Source organism: Aliiroseovarius pelagivivens (genome assembly GCF_900302485.1).
Lineage (GTDB): Bacteria > Pseudomonadota > Alphaproteobacteria > Rhodobacterales > Rhodobacteraceae > Aliiroseovarius > Aliiroseovarius pelagivivens.
Genome location: NZ_OMOI01000001.1, coordinates 1,351,759 through 1,374,039, shown reverse-complemented (window position 1 = coordinate 1,374,039; position 22,281 = coordinate 1,351,759). Strand labels below are relative to the sequence as shown.

At 55.8% G+C, this 22,281-nt stretch carries 24 protein-coding genes; 15 read left to right on the top strand and 9 right to left on the bottom strand.

The features are described 5' to 3' along the window. Nucleotides 1-13: 13 nt before the first annotated feature. Nucleotides 14-1,084, top strand: coding sequence for a site-2 protease family protein (locus ALP8811_RS06750; protein ID WP_108856372.1), 1,071 nt, complete (start codon nt 14-16; stop codon nt 1,082-1,084). A 12-nt stretch (nt 1,085-1,096) separates the two neighbouring features. On the opposite strand, the gene aroB is transcribed toward ALP8811_RS06750, so the two are convergent. Both aroB and ALP8811_RS06740 read right to left on the bottom strand, forming a co-directional pair. Continuing rightward, nucleotides 1,097-2,206 carry a 3-dehydroquinate synthase gene (aroB, locus tag ALP8811_RS06745; RefSeq protein ID WP_108856371.1) on the bottom strand — a complete coding sequence of 370 codons (1,110 nt, stop codon included), beginning with the start codon at nt 2,204-2,206 and terminating at the stop codon, nt 1,097-1,099. After that, nucleotides 2,203-2,820: a shikimate kinase gene (locus ALP8811_RS06740; RefSeq protein ID WP_281260718.1), complete on the bottom strand. Its 618-nt coding sequence runs from the start codon at nt 2,818-2,820 to the stop codon at nt 2,203-2,205. The genes aroB and ALP8811_RS06740 overlap by 4 nt, the downstream gene beginning before the upstream one ends. A 49-nt stretch (nt 2,821-2,869) precedes the next feature. Here ALP8811_RS06740 and ALP8811_RS16320 point away from each other — a divergent pair, with 49 nt between their 5' ends. The 4 genes from ALP8811_RS16320 to ALP8811_RS06725 are packed head-to-tail and all read left to right on the top strand — an operon-like array spanning nt 2,870 to nt 5,887. After that, entirely contained in the window at nt 2,870-3,007 is a 138-nt protein-coding gene (locus tag ALP8811_RS16320; RefSeq protein ID WP_181363764.1) for a hypothetical protein, read from the top strand. Continuing rightward, a complete protein-coding gene (locus tag ALP8811_RS06735) occupies nt 2,997-4,586 on the top strand; it encodes a hypothetical protein (protein ID WP_108856369.1) in 1,590 nt (529 codons plus the stop codon). The genes ALP8811_RS16320 and ALP8811_RS06735 overlap by 11 nt, the downstream gene beginning before the upstream one ends. Further along, nucleotides 4,583-5,521: a site-specific tyrosine recombinase XerD gene (locus ALP8811_RS06730; protein ID WP_108856368.1), complete on the top strand. Its 939-nt coding sequence runs from the start codon at nt 4,583-4,585 to the stop codon at nt 5,519-5,521. The genes ALP8811_RS06735 and ALP8811_RS06730 overlap by 4 nt, the downstream gene beginning before the upstream one ends. A gap of 3 nt (nt 5,522-5,524) precedes the next feature. Beyond that, the gene (locus ALP8811_RS06725) at nt 5,525-5,887 is read left to right on the top strand and encodes a DUF1304 domain-containing protein (RefSeq protein WP_108856367.1); all 363 of its coding nucleotides are present in this window, start codon (nt 5,525-5,527) and stop codon (nt 5,885-5,887) included. On the opposite strand, the gene ALP8811_RS06720 is transcribed toward ALP8811_RS06725, so the two are convergent. Next, nucleotides 5,888-6,337, bottom strand: coding sequence for a type II toxin-antitoxin system RatA family toxin (locus ALP8811_RS06720; protein WP_108856366.1), 450 nt, complete (start codon nt 6,335-6,337; stop codon nt 5,888-5,890). Nucleotides 6,338-6,406: 69 nt separating this feature from the next. Here ALP8811_RS06720 and hpt point away from each other — a divergent pair, with 69 nt between their 5' ends. Both hpt and ALP8811_RS16315 read left to right on the top strand, forming a co-directional pair. After that, a complete protein-coding gene (gene hpt, locus ALP8811_RS06715; RefSeq protein WP_108856365.1) occupies nt 6,407-6,964 on the top strand; it encodes a hypoxanthine phosphoribosyltransferase in 558 nt (185 codons plus the stop codon). A 3-nt stretch (nt 6,965-6,967) separates the two neighbouring features. Next, a complete protein-coding gene (locus ALP8811_RS16315) occupies nt 6,968-7,138 on the top strand; it encodes a hypothetical protein (protein ID WP_181363701.1) in 171 nt (56 codons plus the stop codon). A gap of 10 nt (nt 7,139-7,148) precedes the next feature. On the opposite strand, the gene lipA is transcribed toward ALP8811_RS16315, so the two are convergent. Continuing rightward, nucleotides 7,149-8,099 carry a lipoyl synthase gene (gene lipA / locus ALP8811_RS06710; protein WP_108856364.1) on the bottom strand — a complete coding sequence of 317 codons (951 nt, stop codon included), beginning with the start codon at nt 8,097-8,099 and terminating at the stop codon, nt 7,149-7,151. Between the two features lie 253 nt (nt 8,100-8,352). On the opposite strand from lipA, the gene ALP8811_RS06705 reads away from it, so the two are divergent. Then, nucleotides 8,353-8,898, top strand: coding sequence for a peroxiredoxin (locus ALP8811_RS06705; protein WP_108856363.1), 546 nt, complete (start codon nt 8,353-8,355; stop codon nt 8,896-8,898). Nucleotides 8,899-8,993: 95 nt separating this feature from the next. Here the strand turns inward: ALP8811_RS06705 and ALP8811_RS06700 are convergent, their stop codons facing one another. The 4 genes from ALP8811_RS06700 to ALP8811_RS06685 all read right to left on the bottom strand — a co-directional run bounded on the left by ALP8811_RS06700 (nt 8,994) and on the right by ALP8811_RS06685 (nt 11,585). Then, entirely contained in the window at nt 8,994-9,437 is a 444-nt protein-coding gene (locus ALP8811_RS06700) for a carboxymuconolactone decarboxylase family protein (protein ID WP_108856362.1), read from the bottom strand. Between the two features lie 75 nt (nt 9,438-9,512). Then, nucleotides 9,513-10,037: a gamma carbonic anhydrase family protein gene (locus tag ALP8811_RS06695; protein ID WP_108856361.1), complete on the bottom strand. Its 525-nt coding sequence runs from the start codon at nt 10,035-10,037 to the stop codon at nt 9,513-9,515. After that, nucleotides 10,034-10,687, bottom strand: a complete 654-nt coding sequence (gene gmk / locus ALP8811_RS06690; protein ID WP_108856360.1) for a guanylate kinase — start codon at nt 10,685-10,687, stop codon at nt 10,034-10,036. The genes ALP8811_RS06695 and gmk overlap by 4 nt, the downstream gene beginning before the upstream one ends. A gap of 4 nt (nt 10,688-10,691) precedes the next feature. Beyond that, nucleotides 10,692-11,585 (bottom strand): YicC/YloC family endoribonuclease, encoded by an 894-nt coding sequence (locus tag ALP8811_RS06685; protein ID WP_108856359.1) that lies wholly within the window; start codon nt 11,583-11,585, stop codon nt 10,692-10,694. A gap of 160 nt (nt 11,586-11,745) precedes the next feature. On the opposite strand from ALP8811_RS06685, the gene ALP8811_RS06680 reads away from it, so the two are divergent. The 5 genes from ALP8811_RS06680 (at nt 11,746) to ALP8811_RS06660 (ending at nt 18,792) form a co-directional block, all read left to right on the top strand. Next, entirely contained in the window at nt 11,746-12,570 is an 825-nt protein-coding gene (locus ALP8811_RS06680) for a PAS domain-containing protein (protein ID WP_108856358.1), read from the top strand. Nucleotides 12,571-12,830: 260 nt separating this feature from the next. Continuing rightward, complete coding sequence (locus ALP8811_RS06675; RefSeq protein WP_108856357.1) at nt 12,831-15,194, top strand: hypothetical protein; 2,364 nt, start codon at nt 12,831-12,833, stop codon at nt 15,192-15,194. 459 nt (nt 15,195-15,653) lie between these two features. Then, on the top strand, nt 15,654-16,625 hold the full coding sequence (locus tag ALP8811_RS06670) for an ABC transporter substrate-binding protein (protein ID WP_058274113.1): 972 nt from the start codon (nt 15,654-15,656) through the stop codon (nt 16,623-16,625). 67 nt (nt 16,626-16,692) lie between these two features. Further along, nucleotides 16,693-17,721: an ABC transporter permease gene (locus ALP8811_RS06665; protein ID WP_108856356.1), complete on the top strand. Its 1,029-nt coding sequence runs from the start codon at nt 16,693-16,695 to the stop codon at nt 17,719-17,721. A 12-nt stretch (nt 17,722-17,733) separates the two neighbouring features. After that, entirely contained in the window at nt 17,734-18,792 is a 1,059-nt protein-coding gene (locus tag ALP8811_RS06660) for a quaternary amine ABC transporter ATP-binding protein (protein WP_073256172.1), read from the top strand. A 33-nt stretch (nt 18,793-18,825) separates the two neighbouring features. Here ALP8811_RS06660 and ALP8811_RS06655 read toward each other — a convergent pair whose 3' ends face one another. Beyond that, nucleotides 18,826-19,749 carry a LysR substrate-binding domain-containing protein gene (locus ALP8811_RS06655; protein WP_108856355.1) on the bottom strand — a complete coding sequence of 308 codons (924 nt, stop codon included), beginning with the start codon at nt 19,747-19,749 and terminating at the stop codon, nt 18,826-18,828. Nucleotides 19,750-20,028: 279 nt separating this feature from the next. On the opposite strand from ALP8811_RS06655, the gene ALP8811_RS06650 reads away from it, so the two are divergent. Together ALP8811_RS06650 and ALP8811_RS06645 are read left to right on the top strand one after the other, a co-directional pair. Beyond that, nucleotides 20,029-21,591 carry a fatty acid--CoA ligase gene (locus tag ALP8811_RS06650; RefSeq protein WP_245924585.1) on the top strand — a complete coding sequence of 521 codons (1,563 nt, stop codon included), beginning with the start codon at nt 20,029-20,031 and terminating at the stop codon, nt 21,589-21,591. Further along, a complete protein-coding gene (locus tag ALP8811_RS06645; RefSeq protein WP_108856353.1) occupies nt 21,588-22,274 on the top strand; it encodes a dimethylsulfonioproprionate lyase family protein in 687 nt (228 codons plus the stop codon). Before ALP8811_RS06650 ends, ALP8811_RS06645 begins: the two co-directional genes overlap by 4 nt. The last annotated feature ends 7 nt before the right edge of the window (nt 22,275-22,281 follow it).

The window sequence follows — 22,281 nt, the reverse complement described above, 5'->3', positions numbered from 1 at the left end:
AAGGAGGCGCGCGATGTCATGGTCCTTTCCAATCGGGCGCCTTTTTGGCTCGCAGCTGCGCGTCCATGCGACCTTTTTTCTGCTGCTGGCTTTCATCGGCGCCTCGACGTGGTCTGAAAGTGGCCCCGAGGCGGCACTTTGGACCGTCGTCTTCGTACTCCTTCTCTTTGCTTGCGTCGTAGCGCATGAGTTTGGCCATGCCCTGATGGCGCGTCGCTTCGGCATTCGCACGCCAGACATAACGCTTTTGCCAATCGGCGGATTGGCGCGACTGGAACGCATGCCCGAGAAACCGGGTCAGGAAATCTTAGTGGCGTTGGCTGGACCTGCGGTGAACGTGGTCATCTGGTTGATCCTGACGCTGGTTCTAAGTGCGCCGACCGAGACAGAGCAGTTGACCGGAACGGCGATATCACCCTCGACCCTGCCTGCTCAGTTGGCCACGCTGAACCTCGTTCTGGCCATATTCAACCTGATCCCAGCCTTCCCGATGGATGGCGGACGGGTGTTGCGCGCTGTACTGACCCTGTTTACCGACCGGGTCAGAGCAACGCGAATTGCGGCAGGTGCGGGTCAGATGGTGGCCTTTCTGATGGCGGCAACCGGGTTCATGTCCGGCAATCTGATGCTGGTGCTGATCGCAGGCTTCATCTTCTTTGCTGCGAGCGGCGAAAGCGCGGACGTCGCCATGCGAGACGTGGCGCGCAAGCTGATGGCGCGCGATGCAATGATCACCGAATACGAGGTCCTGCGCCCGGATGATCTGATAAGTCTTGCCGCAACGACGCTGATCCGGACCACTCAGCACGAATTTCCAGTGCTGGACATGCAAGGACATCTGGCTGGATTTCTGACCCGCGAAGCCCTGTTCCATGCCATGGCCGAGGGGGCTTCGGATACCCGTGTGGGCAACGTGATGCAAAGCGTACCAAGCGCGACATTGACCGATGGGCTTGAGATGATCCTGGAAAGATTGGGCACCGGTCCCGCAGTCGCAGTTCTAGACCGCGAGGGGTACCTTCTGGGCTATATCACCCGCGAGAATGTGGGCGAATTGATGGTGATTGCAAACGCGCGCCGATGAGAGGCCGTGTATTTATCCCGACGCCAGTGCTTCGGTCAGGACGTCTTTGACCACGTCCATATCTACGTCATCAGCCACGAACGCATCGCCAATCGCACGGGCCAAAATGAAGCGCAGCTTGCCCTGCACAACCTTCTTGTCCTGCCCCATCAGATCAATCAGCCCATCCGCATCGGGCAAATCGCCCGGAATGTCACGGATGTCTTTCTTCATTCCCATCGCCGCCAGATGCTCGCGGAACCGCGACGGGCTTTCCTGACTCAATAGTCCCATTCGGGCCGAGGTTTCAAACGCGAGCGCGCAGCCAATGGCAACGCCTTCGCCGTGCAACAGGCGATCAGAATATCCGGTTGCCGCTTCAAGCGCGTGACCGAACGTGTGGCCAAGGTTCAGAAGCGCGCGGTCACCCTGTTCGGTTTCATCGCGCACGACGATGTCGGCTTTCATCTGGACGGACCAACGTACGGCCTCTTCCCGCAACGCCAGATCTCCGGCGGCTAACGCGGGACCGTTCACTTCGAGCCAATCAAAGAAAGACGCGTCGCCAAGGCCACCATATTTCACAACTTCGCCATAGCCGGCCAGAAAATCGCGCGGCTTCAGCGTACCCAGTACGTCAATATCGGCCAAAACAAGCGAGGGCTGATGGAAGGCGCCAATCAGGTTTTTGCCCTGCGGCGCGTTGATCCCGGTCTTGCCCCCGACCGAACTGTCCACCTGCGCCAACAGAGATGTCGGCAATTGAACGAACCGCACACCACGGCGCAGGATCGCAGCAGCAAAGCCCACCAGATCGCCAATCACGCCGCCACCAAAGGCCAGCACAACGTCTTTTCGCTCGACCTTTTGTTCAAGCAGCCATTCGACGGTTTGCATCAGATACGGCCAGCTTTTCGTAGATTCGCCGGGCGGTAGGATCAAAGCCTCGGACGCGATGCCTTCGGCAGAAAGTCCGGCTTTCAATGCATCCAGATGCAGGCCTGCGACGGTTTCCTCGGTCACGATCCAGACCTTCGGGCGCGGCAACAAGGGTGCAATTTCGGCTCCAGCGCGCGCGATCAGACCCGGTGCAATCCGTACGTCATAGGCGCGATCCCCCAAGGGGACGTGAACGGTTGTCATGCGGAGGTCTCCTCAAGCACATCGGGGCGGGATTTCAGAACCTCGATCACCGCCTCGGTCATCTGCGCAATCGTATAATCAGGTTGGGCATCCACAACCAGGTCAGCCAATTCATAGACGGGCACGCGCGCCGTGTAGATCTCGGTCAGCGTCGCTTTCGGATCGGGCGTCCGTAGCAAAGGGCGCGTGTCTTTGTGTTTGACCCGGTTCCAAAGCAGGTCCAGATCCGCGCGTAGCAGGACAGACACACCACGTTCGCTGATCATGGACCGGTTGCGTTCTGCCATGAAAGCCCCGCCACCTGTCGACAAGACTGCACGCTGACCATCCAGCAAACGCCCAATTACCTCGGTTTCGCGGTCCCGGAAGAAGGCTTCACCATCGCGCTCGAAAATCTCGGCGATAGACATGTTGGCAGCGCGCACGATCTCTTCGTCGCTGTCCAAGAATGGGACACTTAGACGGGCGGCGAGTGCCTGCCCGACGGCAGTTTTACCCGCCCCCATCATGCCCACCATGACGATGGATTTTTTCAGTTTGAATGCCAAAACGGCGCTCGCTTGCCCAAAACCAGATTTCTTTCCTGAATGGCGTGATCTTGGGGGAAATACCAGTTATAAATCAGCAAAACGAAGACCGAGGCAGAAAAATAGGTGACTCTCTATGCTGATCCGCTTGATCAAGCTTGTGTTCTTTCTAGCAATTTTGGGCGTGATTGGGCTGTCTGGCTATGCCTATTTGGGTGACATGTCGCCCCCCAGCGCGCCGCAAAGCACCACAGTGACGCTGAATGGCGGTTAGTGGATTTAACAAAACCGCGATTGCAAGCGCGGTTTTTGCCCTGACCATGGGGCCGGTGCAGGCACAGACTGCACAAAGTTCCGCGCCGATGTCGGCTATTGGCTGGCTTTCTGACAGTGTGGCCCTTCCACCCCCGTCCATCGACAGCGTCGTGCTTCCCCCTGACCCGAACGAGCCTGATACCGCGACGGGCGCGTCGGTCGCTCAGGTTACGATGAGCCTTCTGGAAACCCCGGTTCTGGACGCCGTTGGGCTTCTCTCAAGTGCTACCACTGGGTTTTCACGCGATCTTTGGGGGCAATCCCGTCCCGATGATCTGGCGCGCCGTATCACGGGAATGCCGCTGTATCTTTACCCTGCGATGCAGGATCTGTTGAACACACTGCTGTTGGCCGAATTGAACCCACCCAAAGGCGCGCGTACCGGGGATGATCGGTTGTTCATGGCGCGGGTCGACCGATTGTTGTCCATCGGAGCGCTGGATCAGGCGGAAGCGCTTTTGAACCGGGCCGGAAGCACCAATCCGCGCGTGTTCCGGCGTGGATTTGATACCGCATTGCTTCTGGGCTCCGAAGATCGCTTCTGCGAAATCTTGAAGAGCTCACCTGACCTGAGCCCGACCTTTCCCGCACGCGTTTTCTGTTTGGCGCGTTCCGGAGAATGGGAAGCAGCGGTGCTGACGCTCGAAACCGGGCGGGCGCTTGGGTACATCTCGGATTTCGAAGATGCCCTTCTGGCCCGTTTCCTCGATCCTGAATTATTCGAAGGCGAGCCGCCGCTACGGTGGCCACCCGACCTAACACCCCTGACCTTTCGTATGTTCGAAGCGATTGGCGAACACATACCCACTGGGAACCTGCCCTTGGCGTTCGCACAGGCTGACCTACGCTCAAATATCGGTTGGAAAGCACGGGCAGAAGCAGCAGAACGATTGGCGCGTGTTGGGGCGGCCACTCCGAACCAATTGCTTGGGCTGTACACCGAACGCCGACCCGCGGCCTCGGGCGGCATTTGGGACCGGATGTTGACCGTGCGCCGGTTTGAACAAAGCCTTAACAGCGGAAACGAGGCTGCTTTGACCGCCTCGCTGAACTCTCTGTGGCCGCAGATCGAGGATGCGGCGTTGGAAGTCCCGTTCGCGCGCTTGTTCGGAGAGCGGCTGATTTCAAACATACCTCAGGACCCTGCCGCACGAACCGTGGCGTTGTCTCTTGGGCTTTTGTCCGCAAGCAACGAGGCGTTTGCCGCGTCTTGGCCGACGCGTGGGCGCAACCCAAAAGAGGCTCTTTTGACTGCAATCGCCTTGGGAAACACAGAAACGGCTTCAGCCTATAACGCGACTTCGCGTGCGGTTGTTGAAGGGCTGAATGCACGCGAAATACCTGTACGGCTGAAGTCCCTTATGGACAGTGACCGCATGGGCGAAGCGATCCTGCGCGCCATCTCTCTTTATGAAAGCGGTACCCACGGCAATCTTGATGAAGTCGCCGATGCTTTGGCTTTCTTCCGTCAAATTGGACTAGAGCGGGTTGCACGACAGGCCGCACTTGAGGTTCTGATCCTCGAGAGACGCGGATGACCCCCGATCACGCTCGCTGGATCTCGGCGTTTCTGGACGCTCAGGCGGCCGAGCTTGGGGCATCTGAAAACACGCGATTGGCCTATGGGCGCGACTTGAAGGCATTCTCCGACTACATCGAAGATAAGAAGGTGCGCTTTGATGATCTATCGCGATCCGACATCGAGGCCTTTCTGGTGGATTGTGACCTTCAGGGATTTGCTACGTCTACCCGCGCGCGCAGACTGTCTTCCGTCAAGCAACTGTTCCGATTTGCCTATGAGGAAGGCTGGCGCACGGACAATCCAGCCCTGAAAATTCGCGGTCCGGGTCAGATGAAGTCGCTACCCAAGACCCTGTCCGAAGATCAGGTCGAGGCGCTGTTGGGCGCCACGCGAGACGTTGGGCGCGCAGATGCAGATCGGCTGCGCAACGTCTGTTTGATGGAGCTTCTCTATGCCACTGGGATGCGTGTCAGTGAACTTGTCTCGCTACCCGTGTCCGCCGCCCGTGGTGATCCTCAGCTTCTGCTGATCCGCGGAAAGGGCGACAAGGAACGGCTGGTGCCTCTATCGACCGAAGCGCGCTCTGCTTTGACCGACTGGCTAGAATGCCGGGACGGCGCCGAAGACACTGCGCGGATTGAGAGAGGGATCAAGCCCTCGCCTTTTCTGTTTCCGTCGACGGGTGCATCCGGTCATCTGACACGGCATCGTTTTTATGCCATCATCAAAGAGATCGCCGTAGCTGCCGGGGTCTCGCCCAACGATGTCACTCCACACCGGCTGCGCCACGCCTTTGCCACCCATCTTTTGGCCCATGGCGCGGATCTGCGATCCATTCAGGCGCTGTTGGGTCACGCGGATCTGGCCACGACCGAAATCTACACACATGTGTTGGAGGAACGACTGCGCGAACTTGTCTTCACCCACCACCCTCTTGCCGAAAAGGATTAAAACATGAGTGTCTTGGCAACCGTTCTGATCCTGCTGATCGCAGCACTGCACCTGTACATCCTGTGGTTCGAGATGTTCGCTTGGGAAAGCCGTGGTCCGAAAGTGTTTCGCAGTTTCCCCCGTGATCTGTTTGCGCCGACAAAGGCTATGGCTGCCAATCAAGGTCTGTATAACGGCTTTCTGGCTGCCGGCCTGATCTGGTCACGCCTGATCTCTGATCTGGCTTGGTCGCACAATATTGCGCTGTTCTTTTTGCTGTGTGTCGCAGTTGCAGGCATTTTCGGCGCCGCAACAGCATCAAAGAAGATCTTTCAGGTACAAGCCCTACCCGCCCTGATCGCGATCGCTCTGCTTTTAATCAGTTGATCAGCTGCGATAAAGCGCGGCGGCTCGCTTTTCGAAAGCAGCGACGATCCGGTGCATCGCCTCGTTAAAGACAAGGCCGATCACCTTTTGCAGCATTGGGCTTTTGAATTCGAAATCTACGAAAAACTCGACCTCACACCCCTGCGGATGATCGGTGAAGGTCCAGTAAGATTTCAGGTATTTGAACGGACCATCCAGATATTCGGTATCAATCCGCCGCGCCGCCTGATCCAAGGTCACCCGGCTGGTGAAACGTTCGCGGAATACCTTGAAGCTGATCACCAGATCCGCCTCCATCAACTGCCGCCCGTCGTCCAGCGGAACCACCCGGCGCACGCGTGCGGCTGAATTCCACGGAAGAAACTCTGGATAACGACCAACATCTGCCACCAGATCGTACATCTGGTCGGCCGTATACGGCATCACGCGTTTTTCGCCATGAGTGGGCATATCTGGCTTTTTCCTTCTCAGTCAGACGCACATGTCTTAGGAATGCAGACGAGAATCAAGGGGGAAGCCATGGTTCAGCGACCATATGTCATTGATACGCTCATCTCGGCCAAGCAAATCGCGGCGCGGGTGGAAGAACTGTCGAAAGAAATTCACGACGAATTTGATGGTACCGACAAACTGATTGTTGTCGGGTTACTGAGGGGGTCGTTCGTTTTCATCGCAGATGTCGTACGCGAACTGGACCTGCCGGTCGAAGTCGACTTTCTGGAAGCGTCTTCTTACGGAAACTCGACAGAAAGCAGCCGGGAAGTCCGTATTCTCAAAGACTTACGGGGCGAGATTGCTGGGCGAGATGTACTGGTGGTCGAAGACATCGTGGACACCGGCTTTACTCTGAAACATGTGATCAACATGTTGCACGCCAAGGGACCGCGCAAGCTGCGCACGATCGCTTTGCTGGACAAACCGTCACGTCGCGAGGTCGACGTGAAGGCAGATTGGACGGGATTCGAGATCCCGGACGAGTTCGTCGTGGGCTATGGCATCGACTATGCGCAGCGCAATCGCAACTTGCCCCATATTGGTAAGGTGCGTTTCCTGGACACCCAAGACGGCGAACACTGAACCATGAACCCGCTTTGGCTTCTCAGGATGTCAAAATGGGCGCGCAATCCGCCTTCGGCCAAACGGGTGGTGTTTGGCCTTATCGTGATTTCGATCTGTCTTGCGCTGTTCGCCTATGAATACTTCATAGGTGCGCCTGATTGGATGGCAATCGAGCGCATCAGAAGACCATAATCTAATCTTATCAGGCTTTTGCCAGACTTTCTTCACGTGCTTTTCGCAGCAGCGCGAAGTCATCACCCGCATGGTAGGACGACCGCGTCAACGGCGTGGCCGAAACCATCAGGAAACCCTTGCCATAGGCGGCTGTCTCGTAATCCTTGAACTCGTCCGGATGGACGAACCGCTCGACCGCATGGTGTTTCGGCGTGGGCTGCAGATACTGCCCGATGGTCAGGAAATCGATGTCAGCGGCACGCATGTCATCCATGATCTGCATCACTGACTGACGATCCTCACCCAGACCGACCATTATGCCGGATTTGGTGAACATGGACGGATCCAGTTCTTTCACCCGCTGAAGCAGACGCAGCGAATGGAAGTAACGGGCACCGGGGCGCACCTGGGGATAAAGGCCAGGTACGGTTTCCAGATTGTGGTTGAACACGTCGGGACGCGCTTCAACGACGGTTTCCAATACGCTGTCTTCACATTTCAGGAAGTCAGGAGTCAGGATTTCAATCGTGGTGTCGGGCGACTGGTGACGGACTGCACGGATGGTCTGGGCAAAGTGCTCGGCCCCTCCGTCCTTCAGGTCATCGCGGTCTACCGATGTGATCACTACGTGGTTCAGGCCCAGCTTCTTGACGGCATGTGCCACGCGTCCCGGCTCGAAAGTATCCAGATCATCCGGTTTCCCGGTGGCCACGTTGCAGAAGGTACAGCCACGGGTACAGATCTCGCCCATGATCATCATGGTGGCGTGACCTTGGCTCCAGCATTCACCTGCGTTGGGACAGCCCGCTTCTTCGCACACGGTAACCAGATTGTTTTCGCGCATGATCTTATGCGTCTCGGCATAGCCCTTGCCGCCGGGCGCTTTCACGCGAATCCAGCTTGGTTTCTTGGGCTGTGCGTTGTCCTTGCGATGCGCCTTTTCCGGGTGGCGGCTTTCAGGAATTTTCAGATCACGCATGGCTGTCCTCCGGGCCAGTAGTTCTGACCTATATAGGGGCGATATCTGCCCAAGTCACCTTGAAACCCTGCTTTTCTGTTATGCAACACGCGCATATCAGTTCCTCGACGAAAGGCTGTCATTCGGCGCAACCCAAGCAAATTGTCGCGGCGCAGAAAATCCCCGTTGAGCACCATTTGGAATCGTTCTAATCCTTCCATCGACGCGCGAAACGATTCCCAGCCACGCGCAGCTACAGCAAAGGATTTTCCCAATGAAAGCAGGCGTTAACGTCCCCAACATCACCTTCCGCACCCGCGTTCGTGATGAAAGCATCGAGGGCCCGAACCCGTTCCGTTGGCAGGACATGAGCTCGGACGATTACTTCAAAGGCAAGCGCGTTGTTCTGTTCTCGCTGCCCGGCGCGTTCACCCCGACCTGTTCGACCTATCAGCTGCCCGGTTATGAGAACGGCGCAGACGATTTCCGTGCACAGGGCATCGACGAGATCTATTGCATGTCGGTCAACGACAGCTTCGTCATGAACGCCTGGGCCCGCAACCAAGAGCTGGAAAACGTCAAAGTCATCCCCGATGGCTCGGGCGACTTCACCCGCCTGATGGGCATGCTGGTTCAGAAAGACAACCTGGGCTTCGGTGCCCGTTCGTGGCGCTATGCCGCCGTCATCAATGACGGTGTTGTAGAAGCATGGTTCGAAGAGCCGGGCCGCTGCGATAACCACGGCGAAGACCCCTATGGCGAAAGCGCACCGGAAACCGTTCTGGCGTGGCTGAAAGAAGCCAAAGAAGCTGTGGCATAAGCCAAAAGCATTAGAACCCGGGGGTCGCTAACTGCAGCGGCCCCTTTTTTATCCAGCCTTCGGATCTGTGGATACTCGGTGTTACGATCTGTGGCTTAGTCGGCTCTCGCTTCGGGCAAATGCCCAAAGCTGATTGCTAGACGGTTCCACGCATTCATTTGAGAAATTATCAGCGTCAGATCAACGACCTGTTCGTCAGAAAAATGCTGGCACATGTCTTTATAGAGCTCTTCAGGCGCCCCATTCTCGGCAACGTTTGTCACCGCTTCGGCCCATGCGAGCGCCGCCTTTTCAGACTCATCGAAGAACGGCACCTCCTTCCAGACAGGAAGGCAATCAAGCCGCTGCACGGTTTCTCCTTCGCGGCGGGCCTCTTGGGCATGCAAGTCAACGCAGTAGGCACATCTATTGATCTGCGAGACACGAAGTTCGATCAGCGCCCGAAGCTTGGCACCAATCGACGGCATGCATGTCTTGGCCTTTGCCATATTTGCGATCGCGGCGCCATTTACTGACACATAGTCCAACCGTTCAATCATTCGACGCTCCCAGTAATGTCGTGACCAGATAAGCAGATTGCGACGAACGAGGCGAGATCGAAGGGATGAAAATGTCTATTCGCGTGCGGCTTTCAACCCGTTCAAGAACCGCGCGGCATTCGCTTGATACCCAAGTGCCGAAGCCTCCAGCCCCTTGATCGCCGTCGCGTCCAGCTCGCGCACCACTTTCCCCGGTGCACCTAAAACCATCGATCCGTCGGGGATCACTTTGCCCTCGGTCACCAGCGCCCCTGCCCCAATCAGGCAGTTCTTGCCGATCACAGCGCCATTCATCACGGTGGCGTTCATGCCAATCAGACTGCCGTCGCCGATGGTACAGCCATGCAGCAGCACCTTGTGGCCCACTGTGACGTTCTGACCGATGGTCAGCGGAAAGCCCATGTCGGTGTGAAAAACGCAGTTCTCCTGCACGTTCGAGCCCGCGCCCACATGGATCAGCTCGTTATCGCCGCGCAGGGTCGAGCCGAACCAGACCGAGGCTTTCGAATCGATTTGTACCTTGCCGATCAGGTTGGCATCCGGCGCGATAAAGGCGTCTTCGGCGATTTCCGGGGCGATCCCGTCCAATTCATAAATCATGCGTCTCCCTCCTCGAATTCGGCTTGCAGCTTGCGAACGTGATCCAGCAGGCTTGGTTGCTGATTGCGGCGCTGGCGGGTGGCCTCGACGATGGTGATCAGCTTTTGCGCCGTCGCCTCAAGATCATCATTCACCAGTACGTAGTCATAGCTGCCCCAGTGGCTAATCTCGTCCCAGCTTTTCTGCATCCGTTTCTGGATCACCTCGTCGCTGTCCTGTCCACGGCCGACCAGACGCGCGCGCAGCTCGGTGATCGAGGGCGGCAGGATGAAGATCGACAGGGAGTGTGATGCCATGGACGAATTGCGGATCTGCACCTCGCCCTGCCAGTCCACGTCAAACAGCACGTCCTTGCCGCTTTCGATGGCCTTGCGCACTGGTTTCGCGGGTGAGCCATAGAAGTTTCCGAAAACGTGGGCGTGTTCCAGCATGTCGCCTTTGATGACCATGTCCTTGAACTTCGCTTCATCGACGAAATGGTAATCCTTGCCGTCCACTTCCCCCTCGCGCGGAGCGCGTGTGGTGGCCGAGACCGAGAAGCTGAGCGTCGGGTCCCATTCCATCAGGCGCTTGGCCAGCGTCGATTTTCCCGCGCCCGAAGGCGAGGACAGGATGATAAGAAGGCCGCGGCGGGTATCTGGGGCGCTCATGGGGTTACTCCACGTTCTGAACTTGTTCGCGCATCTGATCAATCACATGCTTCAGGTCAAGCCCCACACGGGTCAGTTCGTTGAATTGTGCCTTGGAACACAACGTGTTGGCTTCGCGGTTGAACTCTTGCATCAGGAAATCAAGCTTGCGACCTGCGGGGTCCCCTGCGCTCAGATGCGAGCGGGCAACCGCGACATGGGCACGCAAACGATCCAGTTCTTCACGCACATCGGTTTTCACGGCGATCAGCGCAAGTTCTTGCGCCACGCGGTCAGGATCGGCGCCTTCGGTCGCATCCATTACCCGGGCCAGCGCGTTGCGCAGCGCATCGGCTTGTGCCTGAGAGCGGTCATCTAGAAGTGCTTCTGCCTGCTCGACAAGGGTTTCCACCTGATCCACCTGCCCCGCCATAATCTCGGACAGCGCTTGGCCTTCTTCTTGTCGCGAGGACATGAAAGCCTCGATCAATGTCGGGATCTGTTCTTTCAGCGCTTCAATCAGTGGCGCGCGGCTGTCTGCGTCTGCTGCGCGCACTTCGATCACACCGCGCAGCTGAGCGATTTCTGTCGCCGAAACCGGCGTAACTGTCAGTCCGCGCATCTCAGCCTCGGTCGAGATGGCCAGCAGATGCGAGATCGCCTGCCCCAACCGTTCCGGGTTAACCGCGTATTGACCATCGTCCTCCGGATGCGAGACACGCAGTGTCACGGATACGTTCCCACGGGCGATCTTTTGCTTCAACGCCTTGCGCAGCGTATCCTCCACGCCGTCCAGCCCATCTGGCAGCCGAAGGCGTATATCCAGCCCGCGCGCATTGACCGATCGCAAGTCCCAAACCCAGGTAAATCCATTCAGTTCCCCAGTAGAACTGGCGTATCCGGTCATCGAGTAAATCATGAGTGGTTAACCATTTGATAAGATTTTCCGCCAAATTCGATCAGAATATGACATATTAAGACATCGGTAAGCATTACCTACTTATTCGTTAACAAACGGTCACCGATTGAACAAGGATCACACAGATCCCATTCGGGGCCAGATCGTCGGGAACAAAGTGATGAGAATCGAGTATTTGCGTAACAAAAATGTTGTTTCACTTCTGTCGGCCCGACAGACCAAAACCTATCCCTCCATCACGCAGGTGGAAGCCTACTGGGACGGACTGCGCAACGGACGCCTTTGCCCGACCCGGCAAGAAGTTGACCCGCGCGGAATAGCTGGCGCCCTGCACGAAGCATTCATCCTTGAAAAGATCGCGCCGGGCCTGGCCCGTATCCGGCTCGCCGGGCAGCATCTGAATGACGTTATGGATATGGAAGTGCGCGGGATGCCAATCTCGGTCTTTTTTCAGTCCGATGCGCGCAAAGAGTTGCACCGCGCGATTGAAGCATTGTTCGACATGCCCGCGCAGATCACATTGTCACTGACCACGGAACCCGGCGCATTTCGTAAACCCACCGACGCGCAGATGGTTTTGCTTCCCCTGTGCGATGAAGATGGTCAGATCACGCGGGTCCTGGGCGCGTTGCAGGTCGATGGAGAGATGAAGCGCGGTCCGCATCGGTTCTCGATCCGATCCGTTGAAACCACTGCCATCGTCGCCAAGGCAAACGCCTCAGCGTCGATTGCAAAGTCTCAACAAGCCTACGACGAGGGGAAAGGCACGTTGAGACCGTCACACGAGGCGTTGGACCAGCGTTTGGGCACTAGCCCGGGTTTGCATATGGGGCATGTCTATCGTGAGCCTATTCCCGGCGGTGACCACGCATTTCGCAGCTTCGCCGAGGCGCAGCGCCATTTCGAACAGTACAAAGAACTGGACGCTTCTGACGGCCGGGGGACGGCCGAGCGGACATACCTAAAGCTGGTGACGTCAGACTGACTTTGCCTTTAGGCAGCGGCATCTGGGCGTTCTGCGCTGCTTTGGGCAAAGAAAAAACGCCCCGGCGACAATGCCTGACGCATTCCGTCCGATAGGAGGCTTCCCATCATGTCCTGCCGAAATATTTCCGGCAGGACATTGATTTCTATTTGAATTTCGAATTCAAAGTCGACGACAGATCGGCCTGATGCCCGGGACCTCGCAGTCCCGGGCTTCGTTTTTGCGAGTTTTGGCCAATATAACAATCAGCGGGAAACGCCATGGCAAAACTGAAGGTGGGGGGGGCTTTGTTCGAGAGCATTGAAAACCTATCGCTCGACCAGATTTACCCAGAGGTTGTCGGCCGAGTAAATTTGAACACATGCGGAAATCCGGATTGTGGAAATTTTGGCTTCGCATTCAATCCTGACATTCCTGATCCTCGTGGGGGGTCTTCGAAATTCAAACTGGCGGCTGCTTCGAGCGCAGCGATTTCCGCAGGTGTCGGGCAATACAAGCTGTCCTCCTCGGGCAAGAAAGAAGATGCGCGGGTTTCTTCCATCCTCGAATACGGGAACGAGCCAAGAGCATGGATGGATACAAGAACCATTGTATGCCAGCACAAGGCTGGGAATCGAAAATGTGGCTTGGGTCAGAAGGTTCTTTCCAATGCTCACTTCGTGGCGGAAACAAATCGCCTAAGGTCGATGAACGGCGTTCTGGATGGACCAAGATGCGGTAGCTGCGGAAAGCGGTATCTTGAAGATCCGACTGCGTTTGCCCTCGATGGTGCCAACGGCAAGACCACGCCCAGAAAAGGTAGCCGGAAGGGTGGAAAGCCCCTCGGAATGCGTGTCGTTTGCAAAGCATGCAAAGGCCAAAGAGGCTCCCGGTTTACGGTGTCAGCACCGCATCGCCGGCAGAAGGAAAGAACTGAAAACATCCAAATCCTGAACCACCTGGTCAATGAGTCAGGAATGAGTGATATGCGCCGAATTTTCAGAAGCCCTGATGGCAGGCGACAGGTTGGCATGTCGCGGTTCTACGATCGCATATTTTGGCTTGAGGAAGTCCTCCTTGCTTATGAAAAGGCCCAGTTGGACAAGTGGCGTAAGGACCACGAACGCCTCGGGAAATTTCGCCATCACAAAATTGCCCATGACGATATTGTTCTTTCGGTGAACTGGGAGACGCGCACTGACCGCCGCCTGACACAGTTGAATTGTTCGATCAGTGCAGACATCGATTCTGGCTACATTTACCGAATAGATGTCGATTTCGATCCTACCATTGATCCTGCCAATTATCTGCTCGACCACTACGGTGGTCGCAAAGGGCCAGTGAAGATCAGAAAGACTTATACCAAGGCAGATGGAACAACGTTCACCGCGCCCCTTTTGGAATTCCAACGACCCTCTGGGCGGTATGAAGAAGGAGCACTCTTCGCAGCTGCCGAGTCAGAATTCCGCCTCTTCGGTGAGAAGGTTCATGAAAAGCTCAAGCGAGCGAAGAGGACACCCGACGCGAGCCTTCAATTCGAGCTCGACAGAGCTGAGGAAAGGCGGCTCTCGCTCAGCTTCCTTCGCAGGTTCTATTTCAATTTCCCCGCGTCAGAGCGTGATACGCGCAACTCATTTTCGGGCATTATGACGCGCGATACCTACACAAAAGCGGCGCATCTCGAATGCCTGAGAGAAATGTTGCCCTCCGGAAAGATAACGCTCGTCAGTGAACAAGAAGCGGCAATGGCGCGGGTAGTTCCGCACATCTTCCGGGAAGACATTAAGGAGGATTTGTTTGAATGGCTTGTCGTGAGCTTCAACAAGAAGGCAACCAAGGGTCAGATCACCTCGAAGTTCAACCGATACGACGCATCGCTCAGAAGGTTTCGGAATGCCAATCCGAACCTTGCGCCATATGAAGCGCTGCATGCATGGACTGAAGCCAGGCTGAAGCCTGCCTACAAACCTGGACGATCCGGGGATGCTCGGCCGTTTCCTATATCAAATTTTGCGACACGTGCCTTCCCTGATCTCTGGATTCGAAGTCCTGTCCAGTTTGGCGGCGAGACAGACAAGGTTGTCGGATTCCCAGTCCTGTCGCGCCGATACAGGGAACAATTCAAAGCTTTGGGCATAGACTCTCAGATCAAGGATCCTGATCTTTGCAAGGCCATTACAAGGCGCGTTGTCCGGGCGACATTGCAGCCGGCTTCGAGCTTTATGGAGGCTGTTCGCGAACGCATCAGTATGACTGATCGCGCAAGCAGCGGCGGGGCTCGAAAAGGTCCCTCGTTTGAGAACGGTGCCAGCTACAATCCCAGGGTTCTGATCGCGATCCTGAACATCTTCAGGGTTCACTATAATTTTTTCGAGTTTCGCCAATATGTAACATCTCGGAACAAGCATGACGAAACCGAAGAAGTAGAAATGACCATGAGCTCTATCGCAGTTCCCGGTGAAAATATACGGATTCCCGTAGAGAAACACCGAAAACGGGCACCTATTGAGAACACGCCAGCCATTCGCTTGGGAGTTCAAAAAGTGTCGTCGGAAGATGAGCAGCCTTCGCTTCCGAACCTTTCTCGGGTTCTTTACAAGCCATGGCTTCTATACGGCACGCCTCTTTGGACGCGGCTGTCGTAAAGGCCCATCGCAAAACAGCTATTCCGGGCTTGCAATTATTCGTTGGCATGGTTTCTAAAAAGCTATCGGTCCATATCGGACATTCGTCGCAACAGACGCGAATGACCGTAGGGTGCCCACATTGACTCAATGCTGCAGTTCGCTCGAATGAAAGTGACAAGTCCAGAATGGACACCCTTGGGTGTGATGACACCTCGTTCTGTCTCTTAAAAAAAGATCCGAAAACTCACCTGCATATGTCACACAAAGAATTGCATCTAACACGTATTCGTTGGAACGATGTTCACTGTGCACGAGCTTGGCTGTGACATTCTACCTGTAAGCAATTGTACATGATTCAAAATTCTTTTCAGTTTTTTACTCTTGGGCCTATCGGTACAAATCATCGCTACAAATAAGGCGAATTTTGGATTGGAGCGTTTCTCTGCCCCTGTTTCGCCGATGACAAGGAGGAAAGAAATGTTCAAGATATCAGCGGGTCTCGGGTGTGTATTTGCTGCGGCAATCACCGCTTCGGCGGCCCAGGCAAACGAATGCGGTGAAGTATCACTGATGCAGGCCGATTGGGGGTCAGCGCAAATTGTGACCGCGGTCTCGAAGTTTCTGATGGAGCAAGGCTATGGTTGCGAAGTGACCACGGTTCCGCTCTCGAGCAACCCTGCGCTGGCATCCGTTTCCGAGACAGGAGAGCCCGATATTCTGACTGAAATCTGGACAAACGGCGCGCCGGCTTACCAAGGGCTGGTTGACTCAGGTGCAATCATTCCTGTGACCGAAGTTCTGTCAGATGGCGGTGTCGAAGGGTTCTTTGTTCCGAACTACCTTGTGGAGGAGCATCCGGAACTGGCAACAATTGAAGGCATCGCAGCCAACCCCGAACTCGTCGGAAATCGCTTTCACAATTGCCCCGAGGGATGGACCTGTCTGAATGTCAGCACCAACCTGATGAAGGCAGGCGGGCTGATTGATGCAGGCATTGAAAACTTCGTGCATGGATCAGGCGAAACCCTTGCGGCTTCGATCGCTGCCGCCTACGAAAACAAAGAGCCGTGGTTCGGCTTTTATTGGGCACCGACATCGGTACTGGGCAAATACCCGATGACCCTGGTCGATATGGGCCCCCATGACCCTGAAAAGCACGCCTGCAACATCACAGCGGAATGCGCGACGCCAGAAATGAGCGCCTTCCCCCGCAGTGAAGTCGTTACAGTTCTGTCGAAAGAATTCATGGCCGAAAACGCAGCAGTGTCTGACCTGATGACAAATCTGTCCTTCACCAACGCACAGATGGGCGAAACGCTGGCATGGGTCGAGGACAACAATGCCTCCTACGATGAAGGTGCGGTGCACTTTCTGACGACCTACAAGGATGTCTGGGGAGCGTGGCTTAACGATGCTGCGCGCGACAAACTTTCCGCATTGCTGCAGTAAACTGCATGGACAGGGGCATCCTCAGCGATGCCCCTAACGCACTGAAGTAGATCGGAAAGTGGGATAAATGGCCTTCTATGACAAGTTATTCAGCGCATTGGGTTTGAGCGAATGGTGTGGCACGTCAGATGACAAAGCGCCTCTTTCGCTGGCGGACCTTGCGGCGCAAGCAGGAGGAGAAGAGGCCTCTGGGCCGCTCGTTCCAATTCCCTCATTTGATAATCTGCACGAAAGCTGCAACCGCATATGGCAGTCGCGCGATGTAACCAACGGGATCGAAGAAGGGTTTCTGGCAGCCAAACCGGTCCTGAAAACCGTTCTGGACCCGATCACACAGCCATTGAGCTGGATATTGGATGGCGCACTTTGGCTGTTTGAAGCGACGCCATGGTTCATCATGGTCCCGCTTCTGGTGGCGATTTCCTGGTACGCGTCGCGTTCGCGCCCTGTGACGATCTTCGTCGCCGTCTCGATTATGCTGCTGGCCGTCGTAGACCACTACGATGTGGCGATGCAGACTCTGTCGATCATCTTTGTATGTACGACGATATCGGTGCTGTTCGGTGTACCCATTGGCATTGCCATGTCGAAATCTGACCGATTGCAAAAAAGCGTGGTTCCGTTACTCGACCTGCTGCAGACCCTGCCGACCTTCGTGTACCTGATCCCTCTGATTTTCTTGTTCTCGGTCACGGAATCCAAACTCTACGGGATTGCAATCATCCTTTACGCGATTGTCCCGGTGATCCGCCTGACCGATCTGGGCATCCGCCTTGTAGATCAGGACGTGATCGAAGCGGCCAATGCCTTTGGCATGAATGACCGCCAGAAACTGATGCGAGTACAATTGCCGCTGGCGCTGCCGAACATCATGGCCGGGATCAACCAGACCATCATGATGAGCCTTGCCATGGTCGTGATCGCCTCTCTTGTTTCGGCCCCTGGCCTTGGCGTGAACGTGTTGCGCGGTATCCGAAACCTTGAACTGGGTGTGGGCATCGTCGCTGGCATCGGCATTGTTCTGCTGGCCGTGATCCTTGACCGCGTGTCCAAGGCAGCTCTCACACGGGTCGATAAGACCCAAGTCAAACATTAAGGAGCCGGTTCAATGACACAACCAATGGTCCGCCTGTCCGGGCTCTATAAAATATTTGGCGCCCGCGACAAGGACGTGTTGCAGCATGTCAAAGGAGGCATGGGCAAGGAAGAATTGCTGGCGCAGCACGGGCACGTGTTGGGGCTCAACAATATCAACGTCGATATGCAGGCGGGGGAAATCACAGTGGTCATGGGCCTGTCCGGCTCTGGGAAATCTACTCTGATCCGCCACCTGAACCGGTTGATCGAACCCACTGCGGGCGAGATCATCGTGCAGGGTGAGGACGTGATGCAACTGTCCGAGGACGGGTTGCGCCATGCTCGACAGGAAAAGATGTCGATGGTGTTCCAGAAGTTCGCGTTATTGCCGCACAAGACCGTGCTGAAGAATGCAGGCATGCCCTTGTCGGTGCGTGGCGAAGACGAGGCCACCTGCGACCGCGAAGCCGCGAAATGGCTGGATCGCGTCGGTCTGAGCGGGTTCGAGAACCATTATCCGGCGCAGCTGTCTGGTGGGATGCAACAGCGTGTGGGCATTGCTCGGGCACTGAGTGCAAACACACCGATCATGCTGATGGACGAGGCTTTCTCGGCACTTGACCCGCTGATCCGGACCGACATGCAGGACCTGCTGCTCGAGCTGCAAAAAGAGCTGCACAAGACCATCATCTTCATCACGCATGACCTTGATGAGGCGCTGAAGCTGGCCGATCACCTTGTGATCTTGAAGGATGGTTTTGTTGTACAACAGGGCGAGCCGCAGCATATTCTGTTGAACCCTAACGATCCCTACATCGAAGACTTCGTGAGCGACATCAACCGCGCACGGGTTCTGCGGGTGCGCTCGGTTATGACCCCACTTGGGGATGACAAAGTGCCCGCGGATGCCCATGGCGAAGTGGACGTGAACGACACGCTCGAAAGCATGATCGCGCGGTCCGGCGGGGATACGTCACACGCCTATGTTGTCAAGGATGGGGAGCAGACGGTCGGCACACTGGACATGACCGAACTGGTTCGCGCTCTCGTCCCTCGTGTTGCCTCCGAAGCAGGTGCGCGTCAGTCCTGACGCGCGCTGACGGCAGAGCTGTAATTCAACAGATCAGGCCCGGAAGAACCGCATGGCTGGGTCGGCCTCGATCTGTTCGAACAGCCAGTCGATAAATGTATCGAGCTTGGGGTTGGGTGCACGCTCTTTTTGCGTCGCCAGATACCAGCGGCCTGGCTCTGGCACCGAAATGTCGAACGGTCTGACCAAGCGCCCCCTTTCAAGATCACGCGTGCAAAACGGTGCCCTTGAGATGCTCATTCCGTGGTTGTTCAAAACGGCTTCGCGGACAAGAGGGTAGTTATCGAAGATTGAGCCAAATTTCATGGTTTCGCGATCTAAGCCTGCCGCATCCAACCAACAGTCCCAGTCATCCGGCTCATTCCATGTGCTTGGGACACTCAACAGCAGGAAATTTCTTAGCTCTTCCAGCGGCACTCCACCGCTTGCGGTTTTCAAGGCCTCTGGAGCACATACCGGGTAGATATCGGTTTCGAACAAGGGGCTATAGTTAAACCGTTTGTCAAATGGTGGTGCATTGAACACGCCCACATCGAACCGGTGCATGTCATAATCACCGTCTTCAAAGGTAGAGACTATGCGCACGCGTGTGTCCGGATTATCCTGAAGAAATTCAGCCAATCTGGGTTGGAGCCACATTGTGTTGAAACTTGCGTAGGACTGAACGAGCAACACGTCCGGTTCCTCAGGTGTCTGGATGCGCCGTGTGGCTTTGATGATTCCCTGAATGTGTTCGCGTACTGGCGGGTAATACTGCTCGCCAGCCGGTGTCAGTTCGACCGAACGGCTTGTGCGTTCCAGCAGCTTAACGCCGATTGATGTTTCCAATGCTTTGACTTGGTGGCTGACCGCCGCGTGCGTCACACAAATCTCTTCTGCAGCCTTTCGGAAACTCTTGTGACGCGCCACTGCCTCAAAAGCGCGCAGTGAAACCAGCGTGGGCATGTGAGTGGTCATTGCTGCATCTCCTCGATGAAATCAATTCTGCTTACCCTCAAGCAGAGTTATCCGGCGACGGGCGCGAATGCAGCAGGGTTTTGATACTCTTTTTCATAGCCTGTCAGGGGGTAAAACGCAATTCGCGGTGCGATATGATCGGTTAGAATTTCTTGATGAAAGGAAATTTCTTTCAATTCTTCGACTGGGTGAGAAATGTCAGATTAGCAGATAGAGATGCTATGGGATTCCACCTTCATGCCACCACTTTCACCTTCGCCAAATGCATATGGCTATCCATTGCTGATTAAACACTTGCTGGCCGGATCCCAGCTTGCGTCAGCCAGCCAAGAGATCGTCAGCGGCACCGAAATGCGGCTGAGTTACGCGGACTTGGGCAAACGCGTGCGCCAACTTGCCAATTCTCTAAAGGCCAGCGGGATACATGAGGGCATGCGCGTCGGTGTCATGGATTGGGATACGCACCGTTATCTTGAGTGTTTTTTCGCGATCCCGATGATGGGCGCGTCCCTTTTCACGATCAACGTCCGTCTATCTCCTGCCCAGGTTCTCTATACGATCAACCATGGGCAGCCGGACCTGATTATCGTGCACCGCGATTTCATGCCGCTCATTGATGACATCAAATCGGATTTTGATCGGGACATCATCATTGTGCCGATTGGCGACGGTGAAGGATATGAAGAGTGGATAGGCGATGCCTCAGGCAGCTTTGACTTCCCGGACTTCGATGAAAACCAAACCGCAACCCTGTTTTATACGACTGGGACAACCGGCAATCCCAAAGGGGTGAGCTATTCACATCGGCAGTTGGTCCTTCACACGTTGGGCCTGATCGCCGGCTTCGGAGCGTGGCCCGGAAACGCCGGATTTCATCGCGGCGACGTCTACATGCCGCTGACGCCCTTGTTTCACGTCCACGGCTGGGGATTTCCATATGCCGCAACGATGCTGGGGCTGCGTCAGGTCTATCCCGGTCGATATGACCCTGAAACAATCTTGCGATTGATTGAAGACGAAAACGTCACCTTTTCCCATTGCGTGCCCACGGTTCTGTCAATGGTGCTCGACCATCCCAACTGCCCGCAAACTGACCTAAGCCAATGGAAGGTCATCATTGGCGGGGCCGCTTTGCCGCGCATTCTACAGGACCGGGCGGCGGCGGCAGGCATATCCTTGCATGCGGCATATGGGATGTCCGAAACCTGTCCGTTTTTGACAGTGGCCGATTTGTCCAGCGACGATCCAGAGGTGCAGGCGCAAACCGGCTTTCCCGGCCCGCTTGTCGACCTTCGCGTTGTGACACCGGATATGCAGGAGGTCCCACATGATGGCGAAACAACCGGCGAAGTTGTTGCTCGGGCTCCCTGGTTGACACAAGGCTATCTGGACAACGCGCAAGCCTCAGATGAACTTTGGGATGGTGGGTATCTGCATACCGGGGATGTTGGGTATATCCGCGAGAATGGGTCGTTGCAGATCACTGACCGCCTCAAGGACGTGATCAAGACCGGCGGCGAGTGGATTTCCTCACTGGCACTGGAAAACATAGCATCGTCTTGTGGTGGCATCGAGGACGTCGCCGCGATCGGGCTGCCGCACGCGAAGTGGGGCGAGCGGCCAGTGTTGGTCGCTCAAGCCGCAAAGGATGCCGATCCGGATATTGTGCGCTTGAGAGTCATTGAAGAAATCCAGTCGCGCGTCGACGCAGGCGAGATCTCAAAATGGGCAGTTCCCGACGGTATATTCTTTGTCACCAGCCTTCCTAAAACCAGCGTCGGCAAGCTCGACAAGAAGCTCGTGCGGCAAGACATTTCAACTCGCGCGGGCCTAAAATCATGACAGACAAGCAACGTCGTATTCAGGCGCTTATTCATTCCATTGTCACCTATCTGCAGGCACATAGAGCTGCCCCGCGCGGCGTTGATCTGACGTTGGACAAGCTGGCAGCCATGGACCTGTCCGACGAGCGGCTCATTGATTTACCTCCCCAAGGAACCCGGCACGATGAGGTTCTGAAGAACGCCATCGCCGGGATTGTCGCCCCCGAATTGCAAGAAATCGCACGTTGTCTGAAAGCGGCCAAGGATGATCTGATCTGGCGCGAAGACAACGCCCAATTCTATCCCCCTGGTGCCGAATTGGGCGAGGGATACACAAAGTGTAACCTACATACTCTGCTGATTGGGCCAGACGCATGTGGACATCACCATCCCGATTTCAACCTTGGCATTTTCATGCTGGGCCCAAGGACGCTGTATCGCGACCACAACCACGACGCGCCAGAGCTGTACCTGAACCTGTCCGAGAAATCTGGTTGGCGGTTTGGCACCCGTGACTGGCAGGATTATCCGGCTGGATCACTTATCTGGAACGCGGCGGGCGATCCCCACGCCACCCGGGTCTATGACCAGCCATTCATCTCCGTCTTTGTCTGGCTCGAGAACGTGAATTCACCCTGCAATGTAATCCACTTCGACGATTGGGCAGAGATCGAACAAGATCTTGCCAAGCAGTCCAATTGAGGTTTCC